This is a genomic window from Flavobacterium sasangense DSM 21067 (assembly GCF_000686885.1).
Taxonomy (GTDB): Bacteria; Bacteroidota; Bacteroidia; order Flavobacteriales; family Flavobacteriaceae; genus Flavobacterium; species Flavobacterium sasangense.
In genome coordinates this window covers 1-8,616 of record NZ_JMLU01000046.1, presented here as the reverse complement: position 1 = coordinate 8,616, position 8,616 = coordinate 1, and the positions used below count along the sequence as shown (strand labels likewise).

Genomic DNA, 8,616 nt, shown 5'->3' with positions numbered 1-8,616 from the left:
ATCACAGAACCATGAAAAATGTTGTAAAACTTGATAATTACTTCGCTCCAGAAGAATTAGAAGCTGCTTTAGAAAAGTTTGTTTATCGTTATAACAATGAACGCTATCATGAATCATTAAACAACTTAACTCCTGCAGACGTGTATTTTGGAAGAGGTGAATTAATTTTAAAAGAACGTGAACGATTAAAGAAAATGGCTATTATAAACCGAAGAAATGAGTACCAAAAATCAAAATTAACAACTAATCAAAAAAATCTTTTATCTTTGAATTATTAACTAAATACTCTCTTAGCAAAAGTCCAATTTAGTTTGAAGACGTACACTAATTCATTCTTAAATGGTTGCTCAAATTCTCTTAAAAAACTTTCTAGTTCAAATTTTTTCTGCTCAATCACACTAATCTTTTTATCTGAATTTAGGATGTTAATAATTTCAATTAAATGATTAATTTGTAATTTTAAATCATTAACAATGGCACTAATTCTATTTTCAGAAGACCCTTTTATATCTATTTGACCATACAAAGGATATACCTCTTTAAATACAATTTCTTTGAAGTTGTAATCCTCTCTTGCACTGTCTGAATAAAAATAATTTTTAGCTTCTTTTTTAAATTTCCAATATACACTTTTATGAATTGAAGTATATTCTTTTTGAATAATTGCCTCCATTTGATTTATCATATCGTTAGTTTTTTTTTCAACTGTGTCCGATAAGTATGGCAAGATTAATTCTAATTTGTTAGCATTTACAGAGTTTAAAGCTCTAACTGTAGGTGAAGCTAATTCTATTAAACCCAATAGTTTTTTGTCCTTGATAACAGGAGCTAATAAAAAACTTTGAACCCCCTGTTTTATCAAATGATTAGAAAAAAGATTATTATTTTGTAGAAATGCATACTCTTTAACATTTGGAATTATAAAATGTTTTTTGTTTTCAATAAGATTTTCATAAGAACACCCACAAAGTGCATTTTTACAATCTGCTTCTTTTTCATTTAACAGAATAAAACTTTTCAAATTTTCATTACTAAACGGAGGCTTCATGAATAAATCCTCCTCTTCATCATAAAAAGTGAAACCTATTTTTAAATCAGGGATTTTTAAAACTGATCTAAAAATTGATTCAAAACTTTCATTAAGTTCTGCTTTATCTGAATCTGATTTTAGTAAATTTGATTTTAAATTTGATACTGCATTTTCTACTGTTACATCAACTAAAGAAACAATTGCAAATCCCTTTAAATTCCAAGAACCCTCTGGAAATGCCTTTTTCCATAACTCTAAATTGTCATAATTATCAATTAATTCTTCTATTTCTGTTTGATTTAAAAACTTAGTATTTTCCGTTGGAAATATTTCTAAAAAATCAGCATTATATAAAATTTTGTAATGCTTTAAAATACCATTTTTATCAGGAATATCATAAAATAGTGGTTTTCCAAAATCAATATTCTGATTGTAATAAGCGTTCAAAATAAGCGTACAATTCATTACATAAAATTGATGTTCATCCATATCTCGAATGCTCATGTCAAATGAAACGTCAACATCATTTACTATTTTTTTAAATCGCTCAGAGTAATTAAATGTAAAATCGTAAAATGGAAGAGTAACTGCTTTTATTTCATTGTTTGTTAGTGCTGTGGGAAATAAGTCAGCTAATAAATATCTAATTAATTCTTGATTGTTTTTAATTACATCAAGATTATTAATTCCATCTCTAAACTCTGTCTTATCTTTAATTTGGCTCAATAGTCCTTTTGCATAATTAGATCTATAGTCAACATCTGAAAGTGCTATTTGTTCTAATCCCTCAATTAGTTTATGAAAAGAAATTAAAATTTTAAATGGACTTATATATTTGTAATTCTTAATCATAGAATGGTTTTTTTATCAAATTTAAGCATAATTTTTTTTTTTAATCATAAAAAATTTCTCTTGCTTATTATTTATAATATTAATAAAAATCAATCCTCTTTAAATGAATCATAGCTTAAAATTTAATTATGACAAATTGCTTGGAAATAGTATTCTATGACATTTAAAATTATTTAATATTACAGTAATTCGTCTGTATTTTCCATACGTCTGATTAATTTTTCTTTCATCCCATTTAAAAACTTTGTTTTATCTGTTTTTCTCATCCTAATCTCAAGAAAGGCTCTGTGATATTGACCTAAATCTATGCTAAATACATTTTCAAAATATTCTGCAATTTCTTTCAAGTCTGAAGTACCATTATTGAAGACACCTTCGGTGTGTAAAGCGTATAAAAGTTCTATTAATGCGACTTTAGAGCCTGTCCAATTTTGCTTTAACTTGTGATTTACTTGTGATTTTTCTCTTGGTTCTTTATTCTCTATCATTAATAGCATATCTTCCAAATAAACTTGAATTAAATCGTGAGCCATAATTTTAGCCACTTTAAAATCGTGAGATGTTGAAAATGAATGGTCTGCCTCGAAATAGAAGCTATCTAACGCTAACTTTATATCAAATTTTCCTCTGGTGAAATATTTGACATCTAAGTAATTACTTCCTGTTCGATAATATCTATAGAAATCTAAATTGCTATCAAAATAGCGTTTTAATTTTTCTAACTCGTTGTTTATATACTTTTTTACGATACGTTCTCCACCATGAGGTTTCTTAGTTTCAATCTTATAAATTGCATTATAATAAATTAGCTTTGATGTGAATTTTGGCTTGATATTTTTAAAGAAATCAATTTCTTGTTCTTGAGATTTTGTCTTTTCCTTTTCAAAAATTATTTTTAATTTTTCAACTGCATTGATAATGATATTAACTGCATTTTCACTTCTCTGTATTGGGTCATCAATTTCTATGTCCGTAAAATTTAATTGCTCGTTTAACTTTGTTAATAAAAGTATAGACTTGGTGTTCAATATTTATTTGCTATAAAATTTTTAATTATTTCTTTATCTTCATTTGGATTTGATTTAATCGCCAATGTTAATGATTCACCAAAACATTTAATTTGTAATTTTTCTTCTTTAATACGAATTACGCAAAAACCTGCTGATATCACATCGCCAAGACTATAAGCAACTTCATAATGAGAGAATGGCTCCCTAGGAAAAAGTATTGGCGTGTTTTTATTCTTTAAAATGATATATTTTAGAATCATAAGCGATCTATTTTAAACTTTATGATTTCTATTGAGGTCGTATCTTGCATTTAAAATAACTTTAATTAAAACTTACTTTTTCTTTCTTAAATCTGGGTTATATGAAAGTCCAATATTGAAAAATCCTTTTGCTTCTTGTTGATTAGAATAATAATATTCCCTAATAGGTTGGGCTTTTTCGGTAAGTCGAGAAGTAATAAAAGATGAAACTCCTCCACTGATAGTAATAATACACTTTTTATTAAGGAGATGTTCGTAAGTAAGACCTGACTGCACTTCGATTTGAGCGTATTCTGATGTGTTTGGAAGCAGAATATTTCTTCCGTCATTATACACATAAAATCCTGAGGGAGCTAACCTACTTCCTAACGATAAACGAGCAAAATGGCTTATGTTTTTTCTAAAAAAAAGTCGTTGAGGTAAAAATATGTCTAGTTCATAATTTGAATTTTCAAACTTTTGATTATAACTAATAATTGGTAAAATAGGCATTATTGCCGTTGGATCAATGAAAACTAGCGTACCTATTGAGAACACTTTATTTTTAGTGGCTTTTAGAACTATTGAAGCTCCTATTATTCCTTTAATCCTTTCAAAACCTTGTTCACCTCCATCCAAAATTAAACTGCCATTATAGATGAAAGGTTTGTTAAATAATTTTGATGTGTAAGTTGTGCTTAACACTATAGCGAAGGTGTGAAACTGTTCATATTTGTTACTTGTATAATTAGTAGAACTAGATACATTTTCGACATCAGAGAAAACAAACTCATTAAACCTGTAGTTCAGTGAGCCTGTATATGTCCATTTTTTGTTTTTGTATAATGGAATGTTTGAAATAAAATTTACTTCTCGCTGACTATCAATTGTACCTTTACTAAAGTTCTCATCAAATAGTTTTGAAGTGAATGCCGTTGGTCCTTGTAGATTGTATTCGAGGTTAAACATTCTTGTTTTAGGAAATTCTCCTTTAATTTTTTTACTAAAGGTAGCTTTTAAAATGGAGTCATTATTTTGAGCCAAAAGTATAGAAGCACTAATTAATGCTATGAATGTGAATTGAAGTTTTAACATACTATATTTAATTAAAAGTCGATCTGAAATCTTTGGGTGTTACCTTGGTTTTATTTTTAAATAATTTACTAAACGATTGCGGATGCTCAAAGCCTAGCTGATACGCAATCTCACTTACAGATAAGTTAGTTGTTACTAATGTTTCTTTTGCCTTTTCTATTAATTTGTTGTGAATATGCTGTTGTGTACTTTGTCCTGTGAGTGTTCTCAACATATCACTTAAATAATTGGAAGAAACGTTCATTTTTTCTGCAAAATATTGAACTGTTGGAAGTCCTAATTCTATATGTTTATCTTTTTTAAAATAGTCATCAAGCAATTCTTCCATTTTGCTCAATAAGTCATTTCCTGCTTTTTTTCTCGTTAGAAATTGTCTGTTGTAAAAACGATTACAATAATTCAACAATAATTCAAGATGCGAAACCATTACATCTTGACTAAACTGATCTATTGATGTCTGATATTCTTGCTCTATATTATTAAATATTCCTTCGAGCATTTTTTCTTCTTTTTCTGAAAGATGTAGGGCTTCGTTTACTGCATAAGAAAAAAAGCCGTAGTTTTTTATAACTTTTCCTAATGGATAATTTAAAATAAAGTCAGCATGAAAAACTAACCAATATCCTAAGACTTTGTATTTATCTTCGCTGCTTACTGATAAAATTTGTTTTGGTGCTGTCATTGCCAATACACCTTCATCAAAGTCATAGTAGTTCTGTCCGTATTTTAATTTACCACTTACATTTTTTTTCAGGGAAACGCCATAAAAATGAAGCAGAAAATGTAGTTCTTCTGTTTTTTCAGATGATTCTACATCACCCATATTAATCAAACTGATTAACGGATGAAGTGGTTTAGGTAATCCCATTAAGCGATGCAGCTCTGAAATGGAATTGATAGCGAAATGATTTACAATTTTTGCCATTGGTCAAATTAATAACAATCAACAACACTTGTTTTGAACTTACATTGTTGACTTTTAAGGTTACTATTATAGTAGATTACTTTTTCGCAAATATCCAAGCCCACGCAATAAACAGAAACTGAATAGGTAGTCTTATGATGCTTGCCACAAACTTCTCATTACCTGTTTTGTAGTAGCCTATGCCTTCAGGAATGTGAATTGCAAATAAAAATACTATCAACTTTGCAATTATCAACTTTGCAGCAATTGCTCTTGTTTTAATTGGTATCAACAGCACTGCTAAAAAAATTTCCACAATGCCACTAATAATGATTAAAGTTTTTTGAGCTGGCAACCAAGAAGGCATCATTGCAAAATACTGCTCAGGTTGTATAAAGTGCATTGACCCCATAAAAAGAAAGAAAGTTACTAACAGGTAGAGTAATACGATTTTTATTGTTTTCATATTAAAATTCATATGTAAGGTTCGTTAATTTTTCAGACACTTTCCATAATTTTTTTGCTAAATCTTTGTCATAAGATTTATCACTTGACTTTACCAATTTAGGGTATCCTTTCAATTCCATCATTTTGGTTGGTCCAAAATACTCAGAACCTTTTACATTCTCGTCTGTGGCTGCTCGTAAAATGGGCAGTGTTCCAATTTTGACATTTTGGGCAAGAATATTATTTAATATAACAGACATTAAAAACCCTGAATTTGCTTGTAGGTTTGTTTTTGTATAACCTGGATGTGCCACAGTTACAATAGTATTGATATTGTTGGTTTTCAAACGTCTGTCTAATTCATAAGCAAAAAGCAAGTTAGCCAATTTGCTTTGGGCATAAGCTTGGTCTCTGTTATATGATTTTTCAAAGTTCAAATCATCAAAGTGAATATCAGGCTTCATACTTTCTGTTTTATGAACGATGCTGCTTTGAACCGAAACTCTTGAATTTGGTGTGTTTTTAAGTATATCCAAAAGCAAGCCTGTAAGTAAGAAATGCCCTAAATGATTAGTGCCAAATTGAACTGAAAAATGCTGTTTTGTTACTTCTCTTTTGGGTGGATTCATCACACCAGTATTATTTACCAAAACATCAAGTTTTGAATACTTGGAATGAAATTCATTTGAAAAATTTCGGATTGAATAAAAGTCAGCCAAGTCCAATTGCATTAAGTCTAATTTTGCATTTGGATTTTCTTTCTTGATAGCTTCTAAAGCTTCATTCCCTTTCTGCAAGTTTCGAGCGGTCATGATAATGTGAGCCCCTTTTTTACTCAACACTTTTGTTGCTTCAAAACCAAGTCCACTGTTTGCACCTGTGATTAAGAATGTTTTTCCTTGCTGCGAAGGAATGTTGTTTGTTGTCCAATTTACATTTTCCATATTATTAAATATTTTTAATTAGAGTGTAAAATTGAGTTGTTTTCAAATTTTATAATTAGCTTAATCAAGGAATATTGTGTTTAAAACACTTGACTTTAGTTGTAATTAAAATGAATTTTAAAGTTTAATCATCCTAAAAACTAAAAAAAATGAAGGTTTTGTTTAGTTTCAAATAATAGAGAAGGTAACTAAAGAGCAGTTATATAAATAATAATAAATTGAAACTAACGAGCAATATAAAAATACTCCTCGTTAGTTTAATTTTGAGCGCCTTATTGAATATGTTTTGGATTAAATCCGTCTTCACTCAGTTCCTGATGAACATAATCGGCAACCATTTCAGCTTCATAATCTACTTTTTCTCCTTTAGAGAATTTAGCGATTACTTTCTCCATGATTTCATAGATTACAGGAACTACAATTAAGGTTAAGAATAAAGATGAAATTAATCCACCAATAATTACCCAAGCCAAACCGTTTTTCCATTCTGCTCCAGCTCCAGAAGCCAATGCAATTGGGAACATACCAAATACCATTGCAATAGTAGTCATTAAAATTGGGCGTAATCTTGCATGATTGGCTTGAATCAATGCAGTTCTGATACTTTCTCCAGCTTTACGTCTTTGATTGGTATAATCCACTAACATAATTGCATTTTTACACACCAGACCAATTAGCATGATGATCCCTAATATGGTGAAAATATTTAATGTATTATTTGTTAAAGCTAATGCTAACATCGCACCAATGAATGAAAGTGGAATAGCAAATAATACTACAAATGGATGCACAAAACTGTCATATAAAGAAACCATTACAAGGTAAACTAAGATAATAGCTGCTAATAAAGCAATTCCAAGTGTTCCAAAACCTTCACTTTGGTTTTCCATATCACCACCCCAAATGTAATCTACACCAGTTGGTTTTTCTAGTTTATCAATTTTCTCTTGCCATTGCGTTACAATGGTTCCCGAAGCAACTCCCACATTTTGACCTTTTACAGTTACAGATGCTGATTTGTCTCTTCGTTCTAATTCACTTGGTCCAGAACTTTCCGTTACTGTTGCAAATTGTATTAATTTAATTTGTTCGCCTCTATCGTTAATGAAAATTAAGTTACTTACATCGGCAATACTTTTTCTGTCGAACGCATTATATTTAATGTTGATGTCATATTCGTATTCACCAGCTCTAAATTTTCCATCGGTATTTCCACTAAAAGCAGTTTGCATGGTCATTCCCACTGTTTGTAAACTTAATCCAAGAGCTGCCATTTTATCTCTATCAACCTGAACGTTTACTTCTGGATTTCCATCTTCTACAGATAATTCTATTTCTGTAGCTCCAGGAATCGTACGCAATTCTTTTTCGGCAGCTTTTGCAAATGCCATAGCTGTTTCTACATTTGGCCCCGTAACAATTAAACCTAAAGTTGCATCTTCTGCAGTTCCTAAAATACCTACTGGAACCGTTTTAACTTTTGCACCAACTAAGATTTTTTCTAATTTACGTTTTGTTTTGGCAGCATAAACATTGGCAGGCTCATCACGTTTATCTAAACCAACCATTTTTACGTTAATTTCCGATTTGTAAGCAGTTGCTTGAGAAGCCCCTAAACCTTCACTGGTTTGCCCAATTGTTGTAATTTGACTTTTAACGTATGGTTCTTTTTTCAAGAAAGCTTCTGCTTTTTGTGTCATGAAATTGGTTTGTTCTAATGATGCATCTTTTGGCATTTCAATTTGAACTAAAAACTCACCACTATCAGATGCTGCGAAGAATTCACCTCCAATAAATCCACCACCCATTAATCCGATTGTTGATCCAAAAAACAATACTAAAACAACTACAATAGTTTTTATATAATGATCTAAACACCAAGTTAACAATCCTGAAACCCAGTCTGTAAAACGAGTTAAATAGCTTTCAAATCCAAGAATGATTTTTCCAAACAAGTTTTTACCTTCAATATGTTCTAACTTTCCATAACGAGAAGACAACCATGGAATAATTGTAAATGAAGCTACTAATGACAATAAAGTAGAGATGATAACCGTAACGCAGAATTGCGTAATAATGTTTGAAACTAATCCTG

At 30.0% G+C, this 8,616-nt stretch carries 9 protein-coding genes; 1 reads left to right on the top strand and 8 read right to left on the bottom strand.

Annotation, left to right across the window (positions count from 1 at the left end; genetic code table 11):
- The coding region (locus BP92_RS16410) for an integrase core domain-containing protein (RefSeq protein WP_211252205.1) at nt 1-278 on the top strand (278 nt) is incomplete at its 5' end.
- Here BP92_RS16410 and BP92_RS16405 read toward each other — a convergent pair.
- The 8 genes from BP92_RS16405 to BP92_RS0113335 form a co-directional block, all read right to left on the bottom strand.
- Entirely contained in the window at nt 275-1,882 is a 1,608-nt protein-coding gene (locus tag BP92_RS16405) for a GAF domain-containing protein (protein WP_051604490.1), read from the bottom strand. The genes BP92_RS16410 and BP92_RS16405 overlap by 4 nt on opposite strands.
- A gap of 179 nt (nt 1,883-2,061) precedes the next feature.
- Nucleotides 2,062-2,910, bottom strand: coding sequence for an RteC domain-containing protein (locus BP92_RS0113365; RefSeq protein ID WP_026726500.1), 849 nt, complete (start codon nt 2,908-2,910; stop codon nt 2,062-2,064).
- Nucleotides 2,907-3,152, bottom strand: coding sequence for a hypothetical protein (locus tag BP92_RS0113360; RefSeq protein ID WP_026726499.1), 246 nt, complete (start codon nt 3,150-3,152; stop codon nt 2,907-2,909). Before BP92_RS0113360 ends, BP92_RS0113365 begins: the two co-directional genes overlap by 4 nt.
- Before the next feature lie 72 nt (nt 3,153-3,224).
- Entirely contained in the window at nt 3,225-4,226 is a 1,002-nt protein-coding gene (locus BP92_RS0113355; RefSeq protein WP_026726498.1) for a DUF6268 family outer membrane beta-barrel protein, read from the bottom strand.
- A 7-nt stretch (nt 4,227-4,233) separates the two neighbouring features.
- Entirely contained in the window at nt 4,234-5,151 is a 918-nt protein-coding gene (locus tag BP92_RS0113350; protein ID WP_026726497.1) for a helix-turn-helix domain-containing protein, read from the bottom strand.
- A 76-nt stretch (nt 5,152-5,227) separates the two neighbouring features.
- A complete protein-coding gene (locus BP92_RS0113345; protein WP_051604491.1) occupies nt 5,228-5,596 on the bottom strand; it encodes a DoxX family protein in 369 nt (122 codons plus the stop codon).
- Nucleotide 5,597: 1 nt separating this feature from the next.
- Nucleotides 5,598-6,521 carry an oxidoreductase gene (locus BP92_RS0113340; protein ID WP_026726495.1) on the bottom strand — a complete coding sequence of 308 codons (924 nt, stop codon included), beginning with the start codon at nt 6,519-6,521 and terminating at the stop codon, nt 5,598-5,600.
- Nucleotides 6,522-6,793: 272 nt separating this feature from the next.
- Nucleotides 6,794-8,616 (bottom strand): efflux RND transporter permease subunit (locus tag BP92_RS0113335; RefSeq protein WP_026726494.1); only part of this gene is annotated, 1,823 nt, incomplete at its 5' end.

Excerpts from the sequence above, each read along its gene's own strand:
- BP92_RS0113355 (WP_026726498.1), bottom strand. The coding sequence starts at position 4,226 with ATGTTAAAACTTCAATTCACATTCATAGCATTAATTAGTGCTTCTATA.
- BP92_RS0113345 (WP_051604491.1), bottom strand. The coding sequence starts at position 5,596 with ATGAAAACAATAAAAATCGTATTACTCTACCTGTTAGTAACTTTCTTT.
- BP92_RS0113360 (WP_026726499.1), bottom strand. The coding sequence starts at position 3,152 with ATGATTCTAAAATATATCATTTTAAAGAATAAAAACACGCCAATACTT.
- BP92_RS0113350 (WP_026726497.1), bottom strand. The coding sequence starts at position 5,151 with ATGGCAAAAATTGTAAATCATTTCGCTATCAATTCCATTTCAGAGCTG.
- BP92_RS16405 (WP_051604490.1), bottom strand. The coding sequence starts at position 1,882 with ATGATTAAGAATTACAAATATATAAGTCCATTTAAAATTTTAATTTCT.
- BP92_RS0113340 (WP_026726495.1), bottom strand. The coding sequence starts at position 6,521 with ATGGAAAATGTAAATTGGACAACAAACAACATTCCTTCGCAGCAAGGA.